This is a genomic window from Stenotrophomonas sp. MH181796 (assembly GCF_009659995.1).
GTDB classification, from domain to species: Bacteria; Pseudomonadota; Gammaproteobacteria; order Xanthomonadales; family Xanthomonadaceae; genus Stenotrophomonas; species Stenotrophomonas riyadhensis.
This window is the reverse complement of sequence record NZ_RAHU01000001.1, coordinates 402,760-425,439: the sequence shown is the minus strand read 5'-3', so window position 1 is coordinate 425,439 and position 22,680 is coordinate 402,760. Positions and strand designations below refer to the sequence as shown.

Genomic DNA, 22,680 nt, shown 5'->3' with positions numbered 1-22,680 from the left:
TGCCGGCCAGCGGCCGGCACTACCTGTTTCAAGGCCGGGGTGCGCGGTGCCCCATCACCAGCGCAGCTTGCGCCGAGCCAGTGCCGCGGCCAGCTGCTCCATCACCTGCTGGGCCTGTGCCTGCGGCAGATGGTGCAGGGTCAGCGCCACATCGCCGTGCGCGCCGGCGGTATCCAGCTGCAGGCTGCTGGTGCCGAGCAGCTTGTCCAGCGGCGAGCGTTGCAGGCGCAGTCCCTGCACCTTGTCCAGTTCGGCCCAGCGCCACCAGCGCTTCCACCAGCCGCCCCGCACCGCCACGTAGTGGTCATCCAGATACCAGCCCATGCGTGCCATCTGCCGGTGCGCGACCAGCAGCGCCACCGGCAGCCACGCCAGCACCAGCAGGCCCCATGGGCCCCAGCGCCAGTACGCGGCCGCCGCCAGCAGCGGCACCAGCACCAGCGCACCCAGGCACAGCCGCCACCAGCCGCGCTGCGGAACGGACTGCCACTGCGCCGGTGGCCATTGCAGCTGTGGCAGCAGATGCTGCACCAGCTCCGTGCAGCGCTCGCTCGACGCCAGTGGCGCGAGTTCGCGCAGGGCGCGGTCCTCTTCGCGCGAGGGGCCACCGGCGGCGCTGTCGATACGCAGCTGGCGCAGCCCGAACCAGCGCGGCAGAGTGCCTTCGCGCAGCGTCCAGGCCTGGATGCGACGACGCGCCACGCTGCTGCGGGTGCGGCTGAGCAGGCCGGCCGAAACGGTCAAGCGGCGATCCTGCTCGCTGAGCGTAAAGCCGTGGTAGCGCAGCAGGGTCAGCACCACCGACAGCAGGCGCAGCCCCAGCCAGCCCACCAGCAGCGCGGCGGCCAAGAGCAGGAACGCGCCGGTTACGCCGGGATGCAGGTGGCTGGCATAGCCGAAGGCCTCGCGGCCACCACGCTGGATGGCATCGTCCATCACTGGCCGCGGCACGGTCTGGAACAGCACGCCGAACGCGGCCAGCGCCAGTGCCCAGCCACGGTTGGAGAGCAGACCCATGCGCACCACGTCCCAGCTCGACAGGCGCAGCAGCACGTGCTCGCTGTCGACCTCGGCAATGGGCGGCGCATCAACGGCGTCAACGGCCTGTGGCGCCTGTCCACGCTGGCGTACCAATCGCTCCAGCGCCAGCGCCTGGTCCAGCTTCAGCACCCGCATCTCGGCTTCCGGACGCACGCCACCGGCCGACTCCAGGCGCAGTTCGGCCACGCCGAACAGGCGATGCAGCGGGTTCTGCCGTACTTCCACGTTGTGGATGCGCGCGAACGGGATCTCGCGGCGGTTGCGCGCCAGCAGGCCGCTGCGCACGGTGATCGCATCGCTGCCGATGCGGTAGCGGTAGCTGAGGTACTGCAGCACCGACACCAGCACCAGCGCGACGATCGCTGCCAGTGGAATCAGCTGCGCCCACATTGGATCGCGGTCGCCGCGCTGGCCGAATACCAGCAACGCCACCAGCGGCAGGAAGTAGTGGCGCAGCTGCATCAGCAGCACGAACAGCCACGACCACGGATGCAGGCGATGGTCCTCGCCACCGGCAGGCAGCGATGCGGGCAGGGGCGGCGGCAGGCTCACAGGGCGTCGGCGTCCTGGTCGAGCTGGTGCGACAGGGTGTCACGCAGGCGCTCGGCATCGGCCTCGTCCAGGCCGCTGACGGTCACCGCGCTCATGCGGGTACCGGCGGTGTGCACGATCAGCGTGGCCAGCCTGGCACGGCGTTCCAGCGGGCCCCGGCGCAGGTCCAGGTGCTGTACGCGCGAAATGGGGACGCGCGTTTCCAGCTGCCACATCAGGTCGCGGCGCAGGCCCAGCCCTTGGGCATCCAGCCGCCAGCGGGTGCGGGTCAAGCGCCGGCGGCCGAGCCAGGCGCCGAAGACGATGCCGATCAGCAGCCCAAGGGCGGCCGTCCACAGGCCGCCGGGCAGGTCGAAGAACCACGCGGCTGCGGCCAGCGGCAGGCCCGGCACGAACAGGCCGCCGAAGGCGCCTTCCAGTGCAGCGAGGCGGGCAGCGCGTTGCGGCAGCGACTGCCAGGCATCGGTGGGCGAGGAGGGCGGGGGAACGTCGGTCACGCGGGCTCCGTCAGGTGGCAGGGCGGGCGGTGGCGGCCGTGGCCGCACCGCGCAGACGGTAGCAGGTCGGCTGCGTTACTGGGCAGCCTGGATCAGCGCGTCCACATCCAGCATGTGGCCTGCGCGATCAGCCTTGGTGCGCAGGTAATGCTCGTTCTCGGCGGTGATCTCGCCGGTGACCGGAATGCAGTCCAGCACCTCGATGCCAGCGTTGCGCAGGCGCTGTGCCTTGGTCGGGTTGTTGCTGAGCAGGGCCACGCGCGAAATGCCCAGGCCACGCAGCATCGCCACCGCACTGCCGTAGCGGCGCTCGTCGGCACCGAAGCCCAGCTGTGCATCGGCATCGATGGTGTCCAGGCCGTCGTGCTGGTAGCCGTAGGCGCGCATCTTGGCGGCAATGCCGGTGCCGCGTCCTTCCTGGTCCAGGTACAGCAGCACACCGCCGCCCAGTTCCTTCAGCTTGCGCAGGCCACGCCGCAGCTGGTCGCCGCAGTCGCACTTCAGCGAACCGAACAGGTCGCCGGTCAGGCACGAGGAGTGCACGCGCACAGGCACCACTGCCGACAGGTCCGGTTCGCCGACGATGATCGCGACCTGGTCGCGCTGGGCCACGCCGCCGCGGAACACCGCGAAGGTGGTCATGCCGACGTCGCGCAGCGGTACCGGCGAACGTGCCACCAGTTCGTAATCGTGGGCCGCATGGGCAGCGCCTTCGGCCAGGTCGCACAGGGCCACTTCGGCAGCACCGTCAAAGGTGCGGTCTTCGGCGTCCAGGCGCACCGCCACCATTGCCGGCAGCAGCAGGCCGAGGCGGGCCAGTTCCACCGCGCCGGCATCGAAGGCGTCACCCGCGCTCCAGCCGTCCGGCATCGGGCCCGGCTCGCGCAGGTAGCCCAGCGAGGGCAGCGCATCGAAGGCAACACCCGCCAGCGGCAGGCGTGCTCCTTCCGGGGCCTCCACGCCGAGCACGCGGGCGCGGGTGGCGGTCAGGAACAGGTAGTGGCGCTCGCACGCGGCGCTGGCGAACGTGGCGAAGCTGCTGGCGGTGGCGCTGTCCAGTGCGATCACCGCCAGGCGCTGGCCCTGACCATCGTGGAGTAGCACCGGGCGACCGGCGCGCAGTTCGGCCACCGCGCGTTCGCAGCGGATCGCGGCGGGATCGCCGAACAGGGAAGGGGCAGCAGGCATGGCAGGACCGGGGGAGGCGGACATCGCAGTCTCTATGGGGGCGCCGGCGTCGTATTCAACGTGGCGCGGCCGCCGGTCGCAGGTGCCATGTGGGCCTGAGTGCGGCAGCCGTCAGTGCGGATGCTCTTCGGTCGCGTACGGGTCTTCCTCGCCGCTGCCTGGTGGCCGCAGCGTATAGCGCTTGTAGGTCCACTGGTACTGCGCCGGATCGCGGCGCGCAATGCGCTCGATGCCGGCATTGAGCGCGGTGGCGGCCACCTGCGGGTCCGGGTCGGCCACGGCCGGGTCGGTCGGCTCGATGTGCAGGGCGAATTCCATGTCCGGCCCGATGCGCTCGCACCAGCCGTACAGCACGGTGGCGCCGGTGCGCTCGGCCAGCCGGTTGACCAGGGTCATGGTCAGCGCCTGCACGCCGAAGAACGGCACGAACACGCCGTCGCCGGCCTTGGGCTGCTGGTCGGGCAGGATGCCGGTGGCACCGCCGTCCTTGAGCACCTTGAACAGCTGGCGCACGGCCGGGCCTTCGGCGCGCACCTGCTGTACGTTCTGGCCGCCCCGCACCAGCTGCAGGAAGGCATCGCTGGCTTCGTCCTCCGGCGGCTTGTAGACAATGGCGATCTGCCCGCGCGAGGCCAGCCACTGGTTCAGCAGCTCCCAGTTGCCGAAGTGAGGTGCGGCCACGATCACGCCCTTGCCGCTGGCCAGGGCCACGTCGTACAGGGCCTCGCCGTGGCGCTGCTTCAGGTGCAGGCGCAGGTTGTCGGCCGGCGCCTGGCTCCACAGGCGCAGGGTCTCGATGGCCTGCAGCGCGGTGGAGCGCAGCAGATCGCGGTGCAGGCGATCGCGTGCGGCGCCGTCCAGCTCCGGGTAGGCCAGTTCCAGGTTGCGCCGGGTGACACGGCTCTCACGGGCGTTGAGATTGATCCAGGCCCACGCCAGCGCGCGCGCGAATCCCCGCAGTACTGGCCAGGGCAGGCGGGCGAACAGGGTGGTGGCGCGGTAGACCAGCCGGGCTTTGCGTTGCGGATTCATCGGTGCCAGTTTAGCCAAGGCCGCTGCTATCGTGGCCGGCCCCGTTCATTGGAAGCCCACGATGCTCGTCCTGATCCAACGTGTCAGCCAGGCCGCCGTCCATGTCGATGACGAAGCGGTGGGGCAGATTGGCCCGGGCCTGCTGGCCCTGGTCGGCATGGAGCCGGGCGATACCGAGGCCCAGCTGCGGCGCATGGCCGAGCGCCTGCTGGGCTACCGGGTGTTCGCCGACGAGGCCGGGAAGATGAACCGGTCGCTGCGCGACACCGGCGGCGGCCTGCTGCTGGTCAGCCAGTTCACCCTGGCGGCCGATACCCGTTCGGGCATGCGGCCCAGCTTCACCAGCGCTGCAGCGCCGGACGAGGCTGAACGCGGGTTCAATCGATTTGTCGAGATCTGTCGTGAAAATCACGCGCCAGGGGTGGAAACGGGCCGATTTGGTGCCCATATGGTCGTCAGCCTGGTCAATGACGGTCCCGTGACCTTCCTTCTCAGGCCCTGAGCCTGCGGGACCACCGCCCGGCAGGTGGGGCCCCGGGCTGGTATAATGCTACGTTCCCTATTTCTCCCTAGCCGGTGGCGCGAGCACTACATGGCCAACGAACGTCCTGCCCAATCCGAAATCAAGCAACTGATCAGCAAGGGCCTGGAACAGGGCTACCTGACCTACGCCGAAGTCAATGACCATCTGCCGGACGACATGGTCGACCCGGAACAGATCGAAGACATCATCGGCATGATCAACGGCATGGGCATTGATGTCCATGAAGTTGCGCCGGATGTGGAAACCCTGCTTCTCAACGATGGCAACACCGGTAACCGCGAAGTCGATGACACCGCGGCCGAAGAAGCCGCCGCCGCGCTGAGCGCGCTCGACACCGAAGGTGGCCGTACCACCGACCCGGTGCGCATGTACATGCGCGAAATGGGCACGGTCGAGCTGCTGACCCGCGAAGGCGAAATCGCCATCGCCAAGCGCATCGAGGAAGGCCTTTCGCAGGTCCAGGCCGCCCTGGGCCAGTTCCCGGTCTCGGTCGAGTCGCTGCTGACCGACTACGAAGCCCACAAGGAAGGCAAGAAGCGCCTGGCCGAAGTGATCGTTGGCTTCAACGACCTGGCCGACGAAGAGCCGGCGCCGCCGGCGGCTGCTGCCGATGACAGCAGCGATGCCGACGCCGAAGGCGACGAGGACGAGGACGATGATGTCGAGGGTGGCGAGGAAGAAGCCGCACCGACCGGTCCGGATCCGGAGGAAGTCGCTGCGCGCATGCAGGCGCTGAGCGATGCCTTCAACGCCTTCAAGAAGGCGGCGACCAAGGGCGACAAGAAGAACCTGCCGCGCCTGCGCGAAGAGATGTCGGCGGTGTTCGTCACCCTGAAGCTGCCGCTGCCGCTGACCGACGTGCTGACCAAGCAGCTGCGCGACACCATGGCGTCGATCAAGGCCCACGAGCGCCGCGTGCTGAACCTGGCCACTGTCACCGCCCGCATGCCGCGCAAGGACTTCATCCGCTCCTGGGAAGGCAACCAGACCAACCTGGAGTGGGTGGAAGACGCACTGAAGCGCAAGCAGAAGTGGTCTTCGGCCCTGCGTGAAGTGAAGGACCAGATCATCGCCGAACAGCAGGCGACGATCGACATCGAGAAGCTGACCCAGCTGGACCTGGAAGAGCTGAAGGAAATCAGCCGTGCCATGGCCTACGGTGAAGCCAAGGCGCGCAAGGCCAAGAAGGAAATGGTCGAGGCCAACCTGCGCCTGGTGATCTCGATCGCCAAGAAGTACACCAACCGCGGCCTGCAGTTCCTCGACCTGATCCAGGAAGGCAACATCGGCCTGATGAAGGCCGTGGACAAGTTCGAGTACCGCCGCGGTTACAAGTTCTCGACCTACGCCACCTGGTGGATCCGCCAGGCGATCACCCGCTCGATCGCCGACCAGGCGCGCACCATCCGTATTCCGGTGCACATGATCGAGACGATCAACAAGTTGAACCGCATTTCCCGCCAGATGCTCCAGCAGTACGGCCGCGAGGCTACGCCGGAGGAGCTGGCCAAGGAAATGGACATGCCGGAAGACAAGATCCGCAAGGTGATGAAGATCGCCAAGGAGCCGATCTCGATGGAAACCCCGATCGGCGACGACGAGGATTCCCATCTGGGCGACTTCATCGAGGACACCAACGTGGAGTCCCCGATCGAGAACACCACCAACATCAACCTGTCTGAAACCGTGCGCGACGTGCTGGCCGGCCTCACCCCGAGGGAAGCCAAGGTGCTGCGCATGCGCTTCGGCATCGACATGAACACCGACCACACGCTGGAAGAGGTCGGCAAGCAGTTCGACGTGACCCGCGAGCGCATCCGCCAGATCGAAGCGAAGGCCTTGCGCAAGCTGCGTCACCCGAGCCGTTCGGAACAGCTGCGCAGCTTCCTGGATATCGATTGATATCCGGCGGCTGTTGAAGCGTTGAGAAAAACCCCGCCTGGTGCGGGGTTTTTCTTTTTGGGATGGCGTGTGCTTTGCCTGCTCTCTCCTGTAGAGCCGAGCCATGCTCGGCTGCTGTTCGCGGTGACGTATCCGGCTACGCACGTGAACGCACACAGGCCTCATTGCTGAGCCTTGTGACGCAACTGGCTTGAGAATTGTTGAGGCCTTCGCCGCGATTCGCTGCCGGGGGAAGTGGTCATTCAGCCGAAACCCCAAGTGCCTCAATGAAATGTGTAGTCGGATGGGAGTGACAAGCGCACGCAATGTCGCATTCACCAATTGAAGCCTCTAGCCTTCCTTCCACACAGTCCTCCGCAGGTGCTCAACACACCGTCGTAGGCGGACTGTCTGCCGCAACAGCAGGCAATCCAAGGCCAAACCGCAACTCTCGCCATTCCGGTGAGCCCAAGGGTTTCTGGCCGGGTGGCGCGCAGCCATACAAGACCCTGCAAGGGGAAAGCTGCGGGCGGCCCTACGACCGTGTTGAAGCACCCGGTCGCCTCTCTCAACAGGAGGCGGAAGAGGTTCGACGAATCGTAGGAGAGTGAATATGGGGCTGACGGAGATTGACGGTGGGTGCGGCTGGGGTGGCTCGGATACGCGTGGCTGCGACTTCCCCCCGTTGTTGGACTGGGACGATGTGCTGCGTGATGAGCGCGAGGATCCACTGGGGTTCGCCCGACGAGCGACGTTGGCATTGCTGACACAGTCGGGTGCCGGATTGCTTGCTGGCTTCGGCGGCGGCAACCAGATTGGGCTGGAAGAGGCCAGGAGGACGGTGGCGCTGTTCCACGCCCACCTGCGGCGGCAGGCGTGGTTCGCGGAAGCGGCGGAGAAGCGGTTGGGGCACGTTGCTGAGGTTCTTGCTGCTGCCGGGTAGCCGATCGTGCGCGGCCTCCACTACACTGTGACGCTGCGCAGGGCCTATAGCTCAACGGTTAGAGCAGGGGACTCATAATCCCTTGGTTTCAGGTTCGAATCCTGGTGGGCCCACCATCTACTGATCCGGCAACGTCCAGGTCAGTCCGAATATCCTAGAAAAACGACCTCATTCTCGGCTTTCATGTCCAGCCAGGTCCGGTCGCGTGCGCCTTCATCCAGCTGGAACGTGAGTAACGGTGCGAGTAAGATGACCGGAAGGTCTTCGCTTACTCACATACCGGTTACTCACAGCCATGTTGACGGACACCAAGCTGCGCAGCCTCAAGCCCCAGGGCAAGGTCTATCGCCTAGCCGACGCCAATGGGCTGTGCGTCGAGGTGAGGCCTTCGGGGGCCAGGATCTGGCGCTATCGGTACCGGTTCGCCGGCAAGGCGAACATGCTGACCATCGGCGATTACCCGGCGGTTTCCCTTGCAGAAGCTCGCGCCGAGCGGGACAAGGCCCGGGCCCAGCTCAAGAAGGGCATGGACCCGGCTCTCGTGGTGAAGATCGAGCGGGCGGCACAGGAGGAAGAGGCCGGCAATACCTTTGGCTCTCTTGCTGAAGAACTAGTGGCGCAACGGGCCAAGAAGCTGACCCCCGGGTCAGTCGTTCGGGAGCGCCGGATGCTGGAGCGCGACCTAGGGAGCATCGCTGATCTGCCCGTTCGGAGCGTGACTGCGCCAATCCTGCTGAAGGCCCTGCGGAAGATCGAGGCCCGTGGAGCGCTTGAGACGGCGCATCGGGCTCGCGCCGCTGCGGGCATGGTCTTTCGCTATGCCATCGCCACCGGCCGTGCAGAGAACAACCCCGCCCTGAGTCTTGCCGGTGCGTTGACCCCTACGAAAACCAAGCACTTCTCAAGCCTGACTGAGCCAGAGGAGGTGGCAAAGCTTCTCAAGGCGATCTACGGCTACCAAGGGTCGCCCATCGTCTCCGCTGCGCTCAAGCTTTCGGCGCTCCTGTTCGTCAGGCCGGGCGAGCTCCGTGCGGCGCGCTGGGAGGATATCGACCTGGATGCGGCTGAGTGGCGTTACATCACCAGCAAGACTCAGACCCAGCACATCGTTCCCTTGGCGGGGCAGGTCGTCGAGCTCCTGGAGGATGTCCGGCCCTACGCAAGGAAAAGCCAGTACGTCTTTCCGAGCGTGCGCAGCATCCAGAAGCCAATCAGTGAGAACACGATCAACGCTGCTCTGCGCAACCTCGGGTTCGACGGCGAGATGATGACTGCCCATGGCTTTCGGGCCATGGCGAGAACCCTGCTGGACGAGGTGCTTGGATTCAGGCCGGACTTCATCGAGCATCAACTCGCCCATGCGGTACGGGATCCGCTGGGGCGGGCGTATAACCGGACTACCCACCTAGAAGAGCGCAGAAGGATGATGCGGGCTTGGGCAAACTACCTAGACGAGTTGAGACGTCGCGCATAGGCTTCGAGTCACAGATGAGTTCGCGCATCGTCGCTCAATTGACGACAATGCGCGTGGAGCAACTCGTGGTAGGGGTGCCGCTTGGCGTCGAAGAACGCGTACTGCGTCGCCAGCTACTTGGGCTCATTCGAGTTGAGGCACGCGCCGATGTGTTCGGCTTGATGCTGATGATGGTGCGGTCCTGACCTGACTGAAATGGCGTGAATGAGCCAGCGTTGTTGTTGCATTCGACTGGACGAAGTCGTGCTTTTCGCTGAGTCAGCAGCTCCGGGGAGTGCGTCTGCTGTGGTTCGAAGGCTTGACCACACAGCCCATCGCGCGACGTAGACCCCGGGGAGCAGGTTTAATTTTCCGGCAAGGTGACAATCATGCGAATGACGGACACAAGGCGCTTTGCTGAAGCGCTAGGCAGTTGGATGCACTTCGAAACCTGCTGTTTCAGGGCAGGTCTGTTTTCCGAGAGCTCGTTCAAGAGCGCAATTGGTAATGTCGCCAGCTCTCTGCATGGGGACCACAAAGCAGCCCGGGTCCATGCGGACTACCCTCTGGCCGCGCTCCAGCGCGTCCCAGATGCCGAGCGCAAGATTGGCGGTGGTCGAAAGCGTAGCGTCGACTTCGCACTGATCTATGATGACGGAAGACAGCCTGCATCAGATCCACAAGTTCTTATTGAGGCAAAATGGGCCGGATCGTCGCACTGCTCGGTGACGAATTTGATGGCGGATTTCATCCGTCTCTGCCTCATGAAGCGAGCGCACCCGAACGCAACATGTCTGCTAGTACTTGCTGGTCATTCGAGAGATATCAACAAAGTTCTCTCGCGCAGACCCTTTGTGGGGGGAGCCCGTGATGTTATGCCCTCCAAAGACAACGCCAGCAAGAGCTTTAAGTTTCTGCATAGGGACGCCGCCCACCAGAGCGCTTTTGCTGCAGCCATCGCTGCGTTTCATCAAGCGAACCTGAAAGTGCCAATTCGATTTTCTGTTTCTGGCGGCGCTCCCTATCCGACAGGAGCAGCGAAATTTCAGGCAGTGGCGTGGGAAGTTGGTAGTGTTGACGTTAGAGATTTAAGTCGCGACGAGTGGCCGAGTCCGACGAAAAGCCGTGCTACGCAGCTAGTCGAGGATGCGATTATCTAGGCCGGCCCGCCGCCAATGCGCGTTTCAGTCGGCACAACGGTGCATGGCGGTTACGGCTAGCAAGATTGCTCTGACCTGCTGGACCAGACGGTAGGGTTCCGTGGAAAGAATGCGTCCACAGACAAGATAAACGCATGCGCGTCCGCCTTGGGTCGTAAGCCGCCCCTCAAGCGACGACCGCTTCCGGACAAGAGCGGACATCACGTAGCAACGCCAGGGATGAGAGAGCGGCCGATGACTTACCGCCAAGCAAATCGCGCTGCACGCCCCAACAGATGTCATTTGGCCAGATAGGTGTCGGCTGAAATGACTTCCGCATACCCGAATGCGAGCGTTGACATCAGGGCCGTATGCACTTGCTCGGCGGGCACGCTCTTCCCATCGAACTCGAGCTCGCGGGTTGCGCAGGCGTCGTGCACGACCGTTGTCTTGTAACCAAAATAGCCGCGGCGCAAGTTGTCGCGTCGATGCACATGTGGCTCATCGGCCAATAACCGTGACTTATTCGATGCCGTCGGAATCGAGTGTCTCCTTGAGGTCCGTCTTGTGGAACGAGTTCGGATAGTTCTTTGTGATGACGTGCTCGTCGTCTTGGGGGGCTACCTTCGGATGTATCAGCACGCCCTCGGTGCCGGGTACGAAGAACGGCAGGTCGCCGGCGCGAACGCTTACCGGATCATGGACGCAGTCCGGCACTGACCGGACCCGGCACGCAGCGGTCGTTAGCCCGGGACCTTGCTCCTGGCCTGGGAAGCGTCGGCCTCGATCCTGCGGCGCACCTCTTCCTCAAGACCCTTGAGCCCCCAGGTTCTTCCGATCGCGATCGCTTCATCGGCCTCCTTTCCGTCCACCCATGCGGCCCGGAGCGCTGCCATCGCACCGACACGGTTGCCGCTGGCACAGTGCACGAGCACCGGACGTTTCGCGTCTCGAACAATGGCATCAAACGCCATCACGTTCTCACGGGTGAGATCCACTGCACCGCGTAATGGCAGGTTGGAGTACAGAAGGCCGGCCGCGCGGACGGCTGCCGCCTCGTCGAAATCTGGCGTCTCCGCATCCAAGGTGAGGTCGATGACGTGGCGGATGCCAGCATCACGCACGCGTGAGATGTCGTCGGCATCCAGCCGCCCCGCCGACACGATGCCCGGCGCAGGTGACACCGCATCCGCAACGGTCGGCAGTGCAGTCGGGTACGTGGCGGAGGCGCAGCCGGGGCCTGCGAGCGCAACGACAAGGAAGAGCAATGGAATAGGCTTCATGGCATAACCTCAGGCGCGGTTGACGACACGGTGCAACAGGATGCCAGCCAGCATGGCCGGGATGAACCACAGCGCTTCGACCGAGCCGATCCCCAGGCCCGCGAGTGCAGGACCTGGACAGTAGCCGGCGATACCCCAGCCGATTCCGAACAGTGCCGCACCGCCGAGCAGCTTGCGGTCGACCTGCTTCAGGTTCGACAGCTGGAACGTATCGGCGAGCACCGGGCTGCCACGGCGCAGCACCAAGCGGAACAGCAGCCCGGTGGTGGTGACGGCGCCGCCGAGGACGAACGCCAGCGTCGGATCGAAATCTCCGAACACGTCGAGGAAGCCGAGCACGATGCGGGGGTCGGTCATGCCCGACATTGCCAGCCCCAGACCAAACAGCGCACCCGACAGCAGCGCGGCAATCGAGAACTTCATCATCAACTCCAGACGTGGCGCACAAGGAAGGTGGTTGCAATGGCCGTGGCCATGAAGGTCAGGACGGCCGCCAGCGAGCGCATGGACAGTCGGCCGAGCCCACACACGCCGTGGCCGCTCGTGCAGCCGTTGCCCATGCGCGTGCCGAAGCCCACCAGCAGCCCGGCGACCACCAGCCCGACTCGCGAATAGTCCGTCCGCGGCAGTGGTGCACCGGGCACCAGTGCCATGTATAGGCCCGCGGCGACGATCAAGCCCAGCAAAAACATGGCGCGCCACGACACATCACCTGCCTTCGGGAACAGAACGCCGTTGAGGATGCCGCTGACGCCCGCGACCCGTCCGTTGAGCCACAGCAACAACGTCGCGGACAGTCCAATCAGCACCCCGCCTGCCAGGGCGATCATCCACGTGGTCATGCCTCACCTCCCAATTGGTTCAGGGGCAGCCGCAGGTAGCGGATGCCGTTCGCGTCCGTCGGCGGCAGCTCGCCAGCGCGAATGTTCACCTGCAACGCCGGCAGAATCAGCTTGGGCGCCGCCAGTCTTGCATCCCGTTCGGTCCTCAACTTCACGAACGTCTCCTCATCTGCCTCGCCGCCCACATGCACATTGCGCTGCTTCTGCTCGTCGAGCGAGCTCTGCGGATGCGCCTCGCGCTCGGCCGGCGGGTAGTCGTGGCACAGGAACAGGCGGGTGTCGGCGGGCAGATCGAACAAGGTGCGGATCGATCGGTAGAGCTTGCGCGCGTCGCCCCCTGGGAAGTCCACTCTCGCGGTGCCCGTTTCAGGGGCAAACACCGTATCGCCCACGAACGCGGCGTCACCAACGAGATAGGTCAGACTATCGTCGGTGTGACCGGGCGTCGCGATCGCACGCGCTTCGAGCTCGCCGATGGCGAACGTGTCTCCATCGGCGAACAGCCGATCGAACTGGCGGCCGTCGGTGGCGAACTCCGGCTCCATCCCGAACAGCGCCTTGAAGCGCTCCTGCACCTGGGTGATACCGCGACCGATCGCGACCTTCGCGCCGGTTTCGCGTTTGAGGTATGCCGCCGACGTCAGGTGGTCGGCATGCGCATGGGTTTCAAGGATCCAGTCCACGATCAGCGAATGATCGCGCACGAACGCGAGCACGCGGTCGGCCGAGGCGGTCGAGGTTCGGGCACAGGCGGGATCGTAGTCGAGCACCGGGTCGACGATGGCGGCATGGCCACCGTCACGATCGTAGACCACGTAGGTGAAGGTGAACGTGGCCGGGTCGTAAAAGCTCTGCACCTGCGGATTCATTTGACAGCTTCTTGCTCTGTACTTTAGGTACTGCTACATTACATTCGTCACCTGTCCTTGTCAAGAACTTACTAAACTACATCCGCCATGGCCCGTTCATCAAAGAAGATACGTCCGATGCCCTCGACCGAGCAGATGGCGCAGCATGCCAATGAAGCGGCCGCACTGTTGAAGGCACTGGCCCATCCGGCACGCCTGCTCGTGCTGTGCCAGCTGGTCGAGGGCGAGGCTTCGGTAGGAGAGTTGCAGCCGATTACCGGGCTCAGCATGTCCGCCCTGTCGCAGCACCTGGCCGTACTGCGCGAGATGCAGCTCGTCACGACGCGTCGCGAGGCGCAGACCATCTACTACGCGCTAGCCGAGGGCCCTGCTGCAAGCGTGCTCGATACGCTATACGCCGCCTACTGTGGCAGCCAGGAGGCTGTCCAATGACCACGTTCCAGTTAGTGATGGGGGTCATTTCCGGCGGCGTCGTCGGCTTCACGCTCGGGCTGGTCGGTGGCGGCGGCTCCATTCTCGCGGTCCCGCTCATGGTCTACCTCGTCGGGGTGCGCGACCCGCATGTGGCGATCGGCACCAGCGCGCTTGCGGTTGCGGCCAACGCACTTATCGGCCTGACCAACCATGCCCGCAAGCGCAACGTGAAGTGGCGTTGCGCCGCGGCGTTCGCTATCGCCGGCGTGCTGGGCGCGTGGTTCGGGGCGATGCTCGGCAAGGCCATGGACGGGCAGCAGCTGCTTGCATTGTTCGCGCTCCTGATGCTCGTGGTCGCCGGCATGATGTTCCGCTCGCGCGGAAGTGAAGGGGATCCGGCGGTGGTGCTCAATCGGGGCAACGCGCCGAAGCTGCTGGGTTCGGGCGCGGTCACCGGGCTCCTGTCGGGTTTCTTCGGTATTGGAGGGGGCTTTCTGGTAGTACCGGGCCTGATCGCCTCGACCGGCATGCCGATCCTGTTCGCGGTCGGTTCATCGCTGCTCGCCGTTACCGCCTTCGGACTGACCACCGCATTGAGCTACGCGAGCTCCGGACTGGTCGCCTGGTCGCTTGCGGTGGCGTTCATCGGCGGCGGCGCGGTCGGCAGTCTGTTTGGCGCCCGCCTCGCCACACGCCTGGGCGACCGCAAGGGCGTGCTCAACACGGTGCTTGCCGGCCTGATCGTCGTCGTCGCGGTGTACATGCTGTACCGCACCGCGAGTGAACTCGGCTGGATCTGAATTTCGTTCTTCCCCGCAAACGTTCCGGAGGCTCCCATGAACACACCCTGGCGCTTCGCTGAAGATCACTACGCCGGTGGGCAGCCCACGCCTGCGCATCTGGCCGAACTCGTGCGCGAGGGCGTGCGTACGGTTATCAATCTGCGTGCCCCAGAAGAGCCGGCGGAGTACGACGAAGCCGCCGAGGCCGCCCGGCTCGGCGTGCACTACGTATCGCTGCCGATCGCCGGCGCCGCCGATCTCGACCGAGCCCGGGTGCGCGAGTTCGGCCAGACGCTGGACGATGCGCGCCGCGAAGGCGGGGTCCTGATCCATTGCGCGAGTTCCAACCGCGTGGGCGCAATGATCGCGCTTGACGCGACACTCAACCGCGGCTGCTCGCTGGAAGCGGCGCTCAAGCGCGGCCGTGAGGCCGGTCTGGCGACGCTGGAGCCGGCGGTGGTCGCGCTCGCGGAAAATGAAGGAGCCCGGTCATGATCGGTCCCGCCACCATCTTCCGCCAGCTCTTCGAGCCGGTGTCTTCGACCTACACCTATCTGATCGCCTGCCCCGAAACGCGCGAAGCCGCCCTCGTGGATCCGGTGATGCCCGCCTGGCAGCGCGACCTGCAGGTAGTCAACGAGCTCGGTCTGAATCTCGTTATGACGATCGACACGCACATTCATGCGGACCACATCACGTCGGCGTCGATGCTCCGGCGGGAGGTAGGCAGCCGCATCGCTACCCCCGCGCTCGATGCATTGTCCTGTACCGACGTGCCGATGGAAGACGGCGTCCCCCTGCAGGTCGGCGGCGTGCGCATAGACCCGATGCATACGCCCGGCCACACCGACAACCACTTCGCGTTGGTGATGAATGACCGCGTGTTCACCGGCGACGCGCTGCTGATCGACGGCTGCGGCCGTACGGACTTCCAGAGCGGCGACGCGCGTGAACTGTACGAGAGCGTACGCGGTCGGCTGTTCGGCCTCCCGGGCGAGACGCTCGTGTACCCGGCGCATGACTACCAGGGGCGGTGGGTATCGAGCATCGCGCAGGAGAAGCAGCGCAACCCGCGGCTCGGCGCCGAACGCACGCTCGAGGATTTCATCGAGCTGATGGAAAACCTGAACCTGCCATACCCGAAGTTCATCGACTATGCCGTGCCGGGTAACAAGGCGTGCGGGCAGTGTCCTCCGGACCTGCCGGAGCACCTTCGCCAGTACTGTCAGGAAATGGCGGAAAGCCCCCAAGGTTAGCGAGGGTCGGGGGTTGGAGGCATTCCACGGCCGCCGAATCTAACCGTCCTGCCTCGGCAGGACGAGCTCCGCGACCGTCCCACCTCCCTCCCTGGGACGCAAGACCACGTACCCGCCATGACGCTCGGCGATTGCCTCGACGATCGTCAACCCCAACCCGCTGCCTCCTGCGCTGCCGGTCGCGCGTCCTCGCCAGAACCGTTGCGTCGCCTGCCGGTACTCGTCAGGTTCGAGACCAGCGCCACGATCGGTCAGACGGAACCGTACCGTGGTGGCATCGGCATCAGCAACAAGGTCTACGGCACTTCCCGGAGGCGAATAGCGCAACGCGTTGTCGACGAGGTTGCGCAACGCCGCCACGGACAGCGCGGGAGGCACCGCCGGCACCGCCTGACTACCGCTTCCAGCCACGACAACGACCCGGCCATTGGCCGCCGGACTGCTGGCCGCCACCGCCTGCTCCACCACCTGCGCGGCGGTGATCCACTGTCCGTCGTCGAACGGCAGCCGTCCTTCGACCCGCGCCAGCATCAGCAACTGGTCCAGCGTCGCACGCATACGCTGCACGCCTTCACCGGCATCGGCCAGCGCACGTCGTGAGTCCTCGCCACCAGTCAGCCGCGCAACCTGCAGGTGAGTGTCGATCGCAGTCAAGGGTGTGCGCAGTTCGTGCGCAGCATGGTTGGTGAAGCTGCGCTCTCGTGACACCGCGTCGGAAACGCGCTGCAGCAGGTGGTTGAGGGATTCGACCAATGGCCGGAGTTCGCCCGGCATTGGTTGCGCGTCGAGGGGCTCGTCGGCATCGGGCTGGCGTTGCGCAAGCGTGCGACGCAGCCGATCGAGCGGCGCGAGCGCACGGCCCGCGCCCAGCCACAACGCAAGCAAGCCACCCACCGCGGCAATCAGGAACGGCAGCCCGGCCGCCAGCGCGATCTGGCGGCTCAGTTCGGCACGCTCACCGAGACTGTCGGCAGTGGTAATGCTGTAACCGTTCGCCTCCAGCGTGTAGGTACGCCACGCCGTACCCTCGATCTCACGCGTGCGATAGCCCGGCGCGTCGGTCGCCATCAGTGCGCTGGATGCGCCCTGGGTGGTGGCGATCACCTCCCCACGCAGCGAGCGTATCTGGCACGCCATCCCGCGACTGCCGGCAACGGTCACCGCATCAGCCGCCGCTACCGGCGAGGCGCCCACCAACGCGCCCTGCGCCAGCAGTCCGGACACCATGCGTGCCGACATCGCCAGCCGGTCGTCGAGGGTATGCTGCAGGTTGCGATCGAGGTCACGCAGCATCCACGCCGCCGCCACGCTCCACAGCACCGCCAAGGCGATGCCGATTGTCAGCACCAGGCGGAATCGCAGGCTCATGGCTCGGCCCTGCCGAACCGATATCCGAGTCCGCGCACGGTTTGAATGACATCGGCACCGAGTTTCCGGCGCAGGTGATGGATGTGCACGTTGATTGCGTTGCTGCCGACCTCCTGTTCGAAACCGTACAGGCTGTCCTTGAGCTGTTCGCCGGACAGGCAGCGCCCGCCTGCCTGCATCAGGCTGGCGAGCAGTGCGGTCTCGCGACGCGACAGGTCGACGGGTATGCCGTCGAGCCAAGCCTGCCCACTGGCGGGATCCAGCGCCAGTGAACCGGCTTCGATTAGGTTCACGCTGCGGCCAGCGGCACGCCTCGACAAGGCGTGCAGCCGTGCCACGAGCTCGCCGAGATCGAACGGTTTGACCAGATAGTCGTCGGCGCCGCCTTGCAGGCCGGCGATGCGATCTTCCACCGCATCGCGCGCGGTCAGCAGCAGCACCGGCAATTCATCACCGCTCTGGCGCATGCGCACCAGCAGCTGCATACCGTCCTCGTCGGGCAGCCCAAGGTCCAGCACCATCGCGTCGCAATGGGTCGTCTGTCGCGCGAGTTCGGCGTGCGCGACGCTCTCCACGCGATCGGCTGTCATTCCAAAAGCCCGAAGACCGGAGACTATGCCCCGGGCGATCAATTCGTCGTCCTCAACGACCAGGATCCTCATTGATGCCAACTCCGGAAACCAGATGCGCGCTGCACCCTAGCGCAGGGTACCCGGCGTCGCCACCGCCGGGTCATGGCTCCAGCCTGGGGGGCCTTTAATCGTGACTTAATCGCGCGCCTTCATCGTGGCCGGCCTGGATCTCCGGAGTACTGAATGATGCTGTTGCTGCGCCGGTTGTTGCTAAGCCTGTTGATGTTGCCGATGTTGGCGGTTCCCGTGCCCGCGATGGCGCAAGGCTGGCTCGCACCACCGAGCGGGCAGCAGCAGCCCGAGTTCCTCGAGGTCAGCGAGGTGTTCAGGGTCGAGGCAACGGCCGTGAAGGATGGCGCGACCCGGCTGAGCGGCACTATCGCGCCGGGCTACTACCTCTATCGACACCGCCTGAGCGTTGTTCTCGACGGCGGCAAGGCGTTGCCGCTGCAGTTGTCGAACGGCAGGGCGAAAACCGACGAGTTCTTCGGCCGCACCGAGGTCTATTATGACACTGTCGAAATCATAGTCAATGGTGGCGACGCACGCTCGGCGACGCTGCATTGGCAGGGCTGCGCAGATGCCGGCATCTGCTATCCGCCGCAGACCATGCCGGTCGATCTGCCATCGGTCGAGACGCCACCGGCAACCAATGCCGCTGTGGACACCGCAGCGACGACGCCGCCCTCGGAAAAGGCGACAAGCGACAGCGCCCCGCAGCCGCCCACCTCCCCCTCTGCGGCCTCCGTCGCACAAAACTCGGCAGGCGTCGGCGCATCATCCGTCACGGGCTCGATCAGGGAGGCCGCCCCGGCGCCTTCCGTTGCCGGCGAGGACCAGCGCTTCGCCAGCCGCCTCGCCGATGCCAGCCTGTTCGCGTCGGTCGCGGTGTTCTTCGGCATGGGGCTGCTGCTCGCGTTCACGCCGTGCACGCTGCCGATGATCCCGATCGTTTCCAGCCTGATCGTTGGCGGACAGCCGACCACGCGGCGTGCGCTCGCCTTGTCGGTGGCCTACGTTCTGCCGATGGCGTTGACCTACGCCGCGCTCGGCGTGGCCGCCGGGATCGCCGGTGCCAACCTGCAGGCGGCCTTGCAGAACCCGTGGCTGTTGGGCGCCTTCGCGGCGGTGTTCGTGGTGCTTGCGCTGTCGATGTTCGGTGCGTTCGAGCTGCAGTTGCCGGCGTGGCTCGGCGACCGCCTGGATCGCGCCGGTCGCCAGCAGCGCGGCGGCACGCTCGCTGGCGCCGCCGCGCTCGGGTTCCTGTCCGCGCTGCTGGTGGGACCGTGCATGACTGCGCCACTTGCCGGCGCGCTGCTCTACATCAGCCAGTCCGGCAGCGCGCTGACCGGCGGCCTGGCGCTGTTCGCGCTTGGGCTGGGCATGGGATTGCCCCTGCTCGCGATTGCGGTGTTCGGCGCACGCATCCTGCCGCGCCCCGGCGCGTGGATGGATCGCGTCAAGGCGGTCTTCGGCTACGTCCTGCTGGCGTTGGCGATATCGATGCTGGCGCGGGTGCTGGCACCGGCGACGGCGCTGGTGCTATGGGGCGCCTGGCTGCTCGGCGTGGCGGCGGGTTTCCTGGCCCTGGTCGCACCGCCTGCAAGCGGCCCGCTGCGCCTGTGGCTGCCGCGCTATTTTGCAGCCGCGTCGGCGGTCTGGGCACTGGCACTCATGATTGGCGGTGCCAGCGGCTCCGGCGATCCGTGGCGCCCCCTGGAACGACTCGGTGCCAGCGATGCGAGTGCGCAGACAGCCGCGCCGACGGTCGCCTTCGTCCAAGCCAAGACGGCCGACGACCTGTCACGTCGCATCGCCGAAGCCGGTGCGCGAGGCCAATGGACGCTGGTCGATTTCTACGCCGACTGGTGCGTTTCCTGCCATGTCATCGAACGGGAAGTGTTCGGTGATCCGCAGGTGGCATCGATGCTCGCCGGCATGCAGGTCGTGAGGCCCGACGTCACCGCCAACGATGTGGCCGATCGGGCATTGATGAAGGCATGGCAGGTGGCCGGTCCGCCGACGTTGCTGCTCATCGGACCCGACGGCCAAGAACACCGCGCCGAGCGCACGGTGGGCGAGATCACCCCCGAAGCATTCCTGGCCCGCCTGCAGCGCGTCCAGCAAGGAGCGCAATGATGGTCAGTCTTGGCCCGTTTCCCATGTCCCTGGTGGTGCTGCTGGTCGCACTCGCGATTGCCGCACTGGTCGCCCGGCAGTTCGTTGTGCCCTTGCCCGGGCAACCCGCGATCAAGCCGCTTTCGACGTTCCTCGACATGCTGATGGTCGGCGTGCTCGCGGCGCGGCTAGCCTTCGTGCTCGCATGGTGGCCGCAGTACCTCGCGGATCCGTGGTCAATTGTCCGCATCGGCGACGGCGGCTTCTCGATCTGGGCGGGCGTGCTCGCGGGCCTCGCATTCGGCGCATGGCGAGCGCGAAACGCTCCCGCGCTGCGACGTCCGCTGCTGTTCGGTGCGATCGCAGGGCTGGCTTCCTGGGCCGTTCTCGGTGGCGCGCTGCTGTTGATGCAGCAGTCGGTGATGAAACTGCCGGCAACCGAACTGAGCACGCTCGACGGCGGCAGCACGAAGCTTTCGGCGATGACCGGCGAGCCGATGGTCGTGAACCTGTGGGCGACGTGGTGCCCGCCGTGTCGCCGCGAAATGCCGGTCCTGGCCAAGGCGCAGGAAGAACGCGGCGACGTGACGTTCGTCTTCGTCAATCAGGGGGAATCCGAATCGGAGATCCGTGACTACCTGCGCGAGAGTCACCTGCAACTGAGCAATGTGCTGCTCGATCCATTCTCGTCCGTAATGCAGGAGTCCGGCTCGCGCGGCCTGCCAACGACGCTGTTCTTCGATGCCGACGGCCGGCTTGTGGACACCCACATGGGCGAACTCTCGAATGCGAGCCTTGCCGTAAAGCTGCGGCGCTTCGGTGCTGCGCCCTCATCGAGTCCCCCAACCCTTCCAACCAAGGAGGTGCCGTGATGGCACGAGTGAACCCCACTGCAATACTGCTTTCGTCCGCCCTGCTGCTCGCCACCGGTTGCAGTCAGGCCGCCGAGGAAAAGTCGGTTTCCACCGCACCGGCTGTCCCAACGAACGCCACCAGCAACCCGGAGACTGAAAGGCCCGCCGTGATCGAAGCCATTGAAGCCCAGGGTTTCGAAGTGCTCGGCGAGTTCGACGCCCCATCGGGTCTTCGCGGCTTTGCAGGCGTCGCAGGCCAGCAGCCCGTGGCGGTATACGCGACCAACGACGGCGAACATGCCGTCGTTGGGACGCTGATCAATGCAAAGGGCGAGGACATCGGCGCCGAGGCGCTGCAGCGACTTGTCGCCGGTCCGATGTCGGCCCGCACCTGGGCACTGCTGGAGGCGAGCGAATGGATCGCCGACGGAAAGGCCGATGCGCCCCGCGTGATCTACACGTTCAGCGACCCGAACTGCCCGTTCTGCAACAAGTTCTGGAGTGCAGCGCGGCCGTGGGTGGATTCGGGCAAGGTGCAACTGCGGCACATCATGGTCGGTGTGATCCGTCCGGACAGCGCCAACAAGGTTGCCACGATCATGACCGCCAGCTCGCCGTCGGAGGCGCTCCGTCGCAATGAAACCAGCTACAGCTCAGGCGGCATCAAGCCGGCGGCCTCCGTGCCCGCCAATGTGCGCGCCACCCTCGATGCGAACCAAAGACTGATGGTCCAACTAGGGTTCCAAGGCACGCCGGGCATCCTGTTCCGCGACGACAACGGCACGGTCCAGCGCCGAGCCGGCATGCCGGCACCAGATGACCTGGCCACCGTGCTCGGACCGCGCTGATGCGGGGCACATCCTTGCTATTGGGCCTGGTGCTGGCGGGCATGACCTACTTCGCGCAGGCGGCGACGCCGGCGACGTCTCCCGCCCACACTATCGCCATGCATGGCAAAGCGATCGTCCTGCCGGACGCCGCCCACCAACCCGACCCGAAAATGCGCCAGCGGGCGGTATTCAGCCTGACCGTGGCGCCGGCTTCACCCGCTGCGACGGATCCGGGCTTGGAGCGGGTCGCGCGCGCCGTCAACCTGCTCAAGGCAAGCGGAGTGACGAAGAAGCAGTTGGACTTCGTCGTGCTGCTCAGCGAAGGAGCAACGGATTCAGCGCTGGCTGATCCCGCGTACCGCGTCCGCCATGGGGTCGCTAACCCGAACCTCGGGCTGATCGCGCAACTGTCGGCGGCGGGAGTGCAAATGTTCGTGTGCGGCCAGGCCTTGCACTCCCGGCAGCTGGACAGCAACTCGCTGGCACCCAGCATCGCAATATCGCTTTCGGCGTTGACCAGCATCATCACGCTGCAGCAGCAAGGCTATGCGCTGGTTCCGCTGTGAACCAGCAGCAGACGCCGCTGGCTGAATCGACTGTGCCCAGCGATGGTCTCCGGACACCGATCTCGGTGCCTTCCGCAATAGGAGTTCGTCGGCAGTCACTGAGGGGGGGGGCTCGCCGGCCCGCTGCTCCAGGGTCGGCTCCTGTACCGCTTCTAGGTATGCGGTCGAAGCGTTGATCACGAGAATCAGTCGACCGCGACGGAGACTTGGAGCCAGCGATGTCCGCTTTGGGTCGGGAGCGGACGTTGGCTGGTCGGTGCCGGCAGAGGCTGACCCGCCACAACTGATCCGTGACGCAGCGGCATCAGCGCACGCACTGTCGGCCGAGGGGTTGAACAACGCATCAATACTCGATTCAAAAATGTTTCATCCACATATCACCCCGTTGAAGCCAGTAGGGTCTGGCTTTGCGCAAGGGCACAGCGCTCCTTGTGCGCCTTCATCATGGATTCTCTATGAGTGACAGGTCGGAGGCGATCTACTGCGTCCTTGTAGTAATCGCAGCAGCTCTGGTGAGTGTTGCCAGATGCGTCCACTGTAAACGCCCGAAGTTCCCCTGTTCCAACCCGTGACAGACCACAAGGCCCGGCAATCGC

The 22,680-nt window shown here is 65.5% G+C and carries 25 protein-coding genes and 1 tRNA gene; 15 read left to right on the top strand and 11 right to left on the bottom strand.

The features are described from left to right. Window positions 1-54: 54 nt before the first annotated feature. From D5301_RS01950 to D5301_RS01935, 4 genes are all read right to left on the bottom strand, one after another. The gene (locus D5301_RS01950) at window positions 55-1,593 is read right to left on the bottom strand and encodes a PH domain-containing protein (protein WP_324187243.1); all 1,539 of its coding nucleotides are present in this window, start codon (window positions 1,591-1,593) and stop codon (window positions 55-57) included. Continuing rightward, a complete protein-coding gene (locus D5301_RS01945; protein WP_248858349.1) occupies window positions 1,590-2,090 on the bottom strand; it encodes a PH domain-containing protein in 501 nt (166 codons plus the stop codon). The genes D5301_RS01950 and D5301_RS01945 overlap by 4 nt, the downstream gene beginning before the upstream one ends. Window positions 2,091-2,165: 75 nt before the next feature. Next, complete coding sequence (gene ribA / locus D5301_RS01940; protein ID WP_153854615.1) at window positions 2,166-3,302, bottom strand: GTP cyclohydrolase II RibA; 1,137 nt, start codon at window positions 3,300-3,302, stop codon at window positions 2,166-2,168. A gap of 87 nt (window positions 3,303-3,389) precedes the next feature. After that, entirely contained in the window at window positions 3,390-4,310 is a 921-nt protein-coding gene (locus D5301_RS01935; protein WP_153854614.1) for a lauroyl acyltransferase, read from the bottom strand. A 61-nt stretch (window positions 4,311-4,371) separates the two neighbouring features. Between D5301_RS01935 and dtd the strand changes: the two genes are divergently transcribed. From dtd to D5301_RS01900, 7 genes are all read left to right on the top strand, one after another. Next, window positions 4,372-4,812 (top strand): D-aminoacyl-tRNA deacylase, encoded by a 441-nt coding sequence (gene dtd / locus D5301_RS01930; RefSeq protein WP_110713866.1) that lies wholly within the window; start codon window positions 4,372-4,374, stop codon window positions 4,810-4,812. Window positions 4,813-4,902: 90 nt separating this feature from the next. Continuing rightward, window positions 4,903-6,756 carry an RNA polymerase sigma factor RpoD gene (gene rpoD / locus D5301_RS01925; RefSeq protein WP_014038623.1) on the top strand — a complete coding sequence of 618 codons (1,854 nt, stop codon included), beginning with the start codon at window positions 4,903-4,905 and terminating at the stop codon, window positions 6,754-6,756. Window positions 6,757-7,348: 592 nt separating this feature from the next. Further along, on the top strand, window positions 7,349-7,678 hold the full coding sequence (locus D5301_RS01920; RefSeq protein WP_110713865.1) for a hypothetical protein: 330 nt from the start codon (window positions 7,349-7,351) through the stop codon (window positions 7,676-7,678). 40 nt (window positions 7,679-7,718) lie between these two features. Continuing rightward, a tRNA-Ile gene (locus tag D5301_RS01915) sits at window positions 7,719-7,794 on the top strand. A gap of 179 nt (window positions 7,795-7,973) precedes the next feature. After that, window positions 7,974-9,152 carry an integrase arm-type DNA-binding domain-containing protein gene (locus tag D5301_RS01910; RefSeq protein WP_153854613.1) on the top strand — a complete coding sequence of 393 codons (1,179 nt, stop codon included), beginning with the start codon at window positions 7,974-7,976 and terminating at the stop codon, window positions 9,150-9,152. Window positions 9,153-9,166: 14 nt separating this feature from the next. Further along, window positions 9,167-9,337 carry a hypothetical protein gene (locus D5301_RS01905; RefSeq protein ID WP_153854612.1) on the top strand — a complete coding sequence of 57 codons (171 nt, stop codon included), beginning with the start codon at window positions 9,167-9,169 and terminating at the stop codon, window positions 9,335-9,337. 183 nt (window positions 9,338-9,520) lie between these two features. Beyond that, entirely contained in the window at window positions 9,521-10,291 is a 771-nt protein-coding gene (locus D5301_RS01900) for a hypothetical protein (protein ID WP_153854611.1), read from the top strand. A 278-nt stretch (window positions 10,292-10,569) separates the two neighbouring features. Here the strand turns inward: D5301_RS01900 and D5301_RS24125 are convergent, their stop codons facing one another. The 5 genes from D5301_RS24125 to D5301_RS01875 all read right to left on the bottom strand — a co-directional run bounded on the left by D5301_RS24125 (window position 10,570) and on the right by D5301_RS01875 (window position 13,264). Beyond that, a complete protein-coding gene (locus tag D5301_RS24125; RefSeq protein WP_228756296.1) occupies window positions 10,570-10,746 on the bottom strand; it encodes a hypothetical protein in 177 nt (58 codons plus the stop codon). A 267-nt stretch (window positions 10,747-11,013) separates the two neighbouring features. Beyond that, window positions 11,014-11,553, bottom strand: coding sequence for a sulfur transferase domain-containing protein (locus D5301_RS01890; RefSeq protein ID WP_100441027.1), 540 nt, complete (start codon window positions 11,551-11,553; stop codon window positions 11,014-11,016). Window positions 11,554-11,562: 9 nt separating this feature from the next. After that, window positions 11,563-11,979, bottom strand: a complete 417-nt coding sequence (locus D5301_RS01885; protein ID WP_024890249.1) for a DUF6691 family protein — start codon at window positions 11,977-11,979, stop codon at window positions 11,563-11,565. Further along, complete coding sequence (locus D5301_RS01880; RefSeq protein ID WP_024890248.1) at window positions 11,979-12,395, bottom strand: YeeE/YedE family protein; 417 nt, start codon at window positions 12,393-12,395, stop codon at window positions 11,979-11,981. The genes D5301_RS01885 and D5301_RS01880 overlap by 1 nt, the downstream gene beginning before the upstream one ends. Next, entirely contained in the window at window positions 12,392-13,264 is an 873-nt protein-coding gene (locus tag D5301_RS01875; RefSeq protein WP_100441026.1) for an MBL fold metallo-hydrolase, read from the bottom strand. Before D5301_RS01875 ends, D5301_RS01880 begins: the two co-directional genes overlap by 4 nt. Before the next feature lie 117 nt (window positions 13,265-13,381). Here D5301_RS01875 and D5301_RS01870 point away from each other — a divergent pair, with 117 nt between their 5' ends. From D5301_RS01870 to D5301_RS01855, 4 genes are read left to right on the top strand one after another with little or no spacing between them, the layout of a single operon-like run. After that, the gene (locus D5301_RS01870) at window positions 13,382-13,696 is read left to right on the top strand and encodes a metalloregulator ArsR/SmtB family transcription factor (protein ID WP_043689608.1); all 315 of its coding nucleotides are present in this window, start codon (window positions 13,382-13,384) and stop codon (window positions 13,694-13,696) included. Then, window positions 13,693-14,478, top strand: a complete 786-nt coding sequence (locus tag D5301_RS01865) for a sulfite exporter TauE/SafE family protein (RefSeq protein ID WP_024890245.1) — start codon at window positions 13,693-13,695, stop codon at window positions 14,476-14,478. The genes D5301_RS01870 and D5301_RS01865 overlap by 4 nt, the downstream gene beginning before the upstream one ends. A gap of 36 nt (window positions 14,479-14,514) precedes the next feature. After that, entirely contained in the window at window positions 14,515-14,955 is a 441-nt protein-coding gene (locus tag D5301_RS01860; protein WP_100441024.1) for a sulfur transferase domain-containing protein, read from the top strand. Next, the gene (locus tag D5301_RS01855) at window positions 14,952-15,716 is read left to right on the top strand and encodes an MBL fold metallo-hydrolase (protein ID WP_100441023.1); all 765 of its coding nucleotides are present in this window, start codon (window positions 14,952-14,954) and stop codon (window positions 15,714-15,716) included. The genes D5301_RS01860 and D5301_RS01855 overlap by 4 nt, the downstream gene beginning before the upstream one ends. Before the next feature lie 39 nt (window positions 15,717-15,755). On the opposite strand, the gene D5301_RS01850 is transcribed toward D5301_RS01855, so the two are convergent. Together D5301_RS01850 and D5301_RS01845 are read right to left on the bottom strand one after the other, a co-directional pair. Further along, window positions 15,756-17,084, bottom strand: a complete 1,329-nt coding sequence (locus D5301_RS01850; protein ID WP_100441022.1) for an ATP-binding protein — start codon at window positions 17,082-17,084, stop codon at window positions 15,756-15,758. Beyond that, on the bottom strand, window positions 17,081-17,746 hold the full coding sequence (locus tag D5301_RS01845) for a response regulator (RefSeq protein WP_100441021.1): 666 nt from the start codon (window positions 17,744-17,746) through the stop codon (window positions 17,081-17,083). The genes D5301_RS01850 and D5301_RS01845 overlap by 4 nt, the downstream gene beginning before the upstream one ends. 153 nt (window positions 17,747-17,899) lie before the next feature. On the opposite strand from D5301_RS01845, the gene dsbD reads away from it, so the two are divergent. From dsbD to D5301_RS01825, 4 genes are read left to right on the top strand one after another with little or no spacing between them, the layout of a single operon-like run. Continuing rightward, window positions 17,900-19,855, top strand: a complete 1,956-nt coding sequence (gene dsbD, locus D5301_RS01840) for a protein-disulfide reductase DsbD (RefSeq protein ID WP_228756295.1) — start codon at window positions 17,900-17,902, stop codon at window positions 19,853-19,855. Further along, complete coding sequence (locus D5301_RS01835; protein ID WP_228756294.1) at window positions 19,852-20,706, top strand: TlpA disulfide reductase family protein; 855 nt, start codon at window positions 19,852-19,854, stop codon at window positions 20,704-20,706. The genes dsbD and D5301_RS01835 overlap by 4 nt, the downstream gene beginning before the upstream one ends. Further along, a complete protein-coding gene (gene dsbG, locus D5301_RS01830) occupies window positions 20,706-21,536 on the top strand; it encodes a thiol:disulfide interchange protein DsbG (RefSeq protein ID WP_153854610.1) in 831 nt (276 codons plus the stop codon). The genes D5301_RS01835 and dsbG overlap by 1 nt, the downstream gene beginning before the upstream one ends. A gap of 41 nt (window positions 21,537-21,577) precedes the next feature. After that, entirely contained in the window at window positions 21,578-22,084 is a 507-nt protein-coding gene (locus tag D5301_RS01825) for a DsrE family protein (protein WP_194936599.1), read from the top strand. The last annotated feature ends 596 nt before the right edge of the window (window positions 22,085-22,680 follow it).

Bases quoted from the DNA above. Each gene is read 5' to 3' on its own strand.
- D5301_RS01845 (WP_100441021.1), bottom strand. From the start codon at position 17,746: ATGAGGATCCTGGTCGTTGAGGACGACGAATTGATCGCCCGGGGCATA.
- D5301_RS01835 (WP_228756294.1), top strand. From the start codon at position 19,852: ATGATGGTCAGTCTTGGCCCGTTTCCCATGTCCCTGGTGGTGCTGCTG.
- dtd (WP_110713866.1), top strand. From the start codon at position 4,372: ATGCTCGTCCTGATCCAACGTGTCAGCCAGGCCGCCGTCCATGTCGAT.
- D5301_RS01825 (WP_194936599.1), top strand. From the start codon at position 21,578: ATGACCTACTTCGCGCAGGCGGCGACGCCGGCGACGTCTCCCGCCCAC.
- D5301_RS01905 (WP_153854612.1), top strand. From the start codon at position 9,167: ATGAGTTCGCGCATCGTCGCTCAATTGACGACAATGCGCGTGGAGCAA.
- D5301_RS01865 (WP_024890245.1), top strand. From the start codon at position 13,693: ATGACCACGTTCCAGTTAGTGATGGGGGTCATTTCCGGCGGCGTCGTC.
- D5301_RS01885 (WP_024890249.1), bottom strand. From the start codon at position 11,979: ATGATGAAGTTCTCGATTGCCGCGCTGCTGTCGGGTGCGCTGTTTGGT.
- rpoD (WP_014038623.1), top strand. From the start codon at position 4,903: ATGGCCAACGAACGTCCTGCCCAATCCGAAATCAAGCAACTGATCAGC.
- ribA (WP_153854615.1), bottom strand. From the start codon at position 3,302: ATGTCCGCCTCCCCCGGTCCTGCCATGCCTGCTGCCCCTTCCCTGTTC.
- D5301_RS01880 (WP_024890248.1), bottom strand. From the start codon at position 12,395: ATGACCACGTGGATGATCGCCCTGGCAGGCGGGGTGCTGATTGGACTG.
- D5301_RS01900 (WP_153854611.1), top strand. From the start codon at position 9,521: ATGCGAATGACGGACACAAGGCGCTTTGCTGAAGCGCTAGGCAGTTGG.
- dsbG (WP_153854610.1), top strand. From the start codon at position 20,706: ATGGCACGAGTGAACCCCACTGCAATACTGCTTTCGTCCGCCCTGCTG.
- D5301_RS01860 (WP_100441024.1), top strand. From the start codon at position 14,515: ATGAACACACCCTGGCGCTTCGCTGAAGATCACTACGCCGGTGGGCAG.
- D5301_RS01920 (WP_110713865.1), top strand. From the start codon at position 7,349: ATGGGGCTGACGGAGATTGACGGTGGGTGCGGCTGGGGTGGCTCGGAT.
- D5301_RS01875 (WP_100441026.1), bottom strand. From the start codon at position 13,264: ATGAATCCGCAGGTGCAGAGCTTTTACGACCCGGCCACGTTCACCTTC.
- D5301_RS01855 (WP_100441023.1), top strand. From the start codon at position 14,952: ATGATCGGTCCCGCCACCATCTTCCGCCAGCTCTTCGAGCCGGTGTCT.
- D5301_RS01910 (WP_153854613.1), top strand. From the start codon at position 7,974: ATGTTGACGGACACCAAGCTGCGCAGCCTCAAGCCCCAGGGCAAGGTC.
- dsbD (WP_228756295.1), top strand. From the start codon at position 17,900: ATGATGCTGTTGCTGCGCCGGTTGTTGCTAAGCCTGTTGATGTTGCCG.
- D5301_RS01935 (WP_153854614.1), bottom strand. From the start codon at position 4,310: ATGAATCCGCAACGCAAAGCCCGGCTGGTCTACCGCGCCACCACCCTG.
- D5301_RS01850 (WP_100441022.1), bottom strand. From the start codon at position 17,084: ATGAGCCTGCGATTCCGCCTGGTGCTGACAATCGGCATCGCCTTGGCG.
- D5301_RS01890 (WP_100441027.1), bottom strand. From the start codon at position 11,553: ATGAAGCCTATTCCATTGCTCTTCCTTGTCGTTGCGCTCGCAGGCCCC.
- D5301_RS01870 (WP_043689608.1), top strand. From the start codon at position 13,382: ATGCCCTCGACCGAGCAGATGGCGCAGCATGCCAATGAAGCGGCCGCA.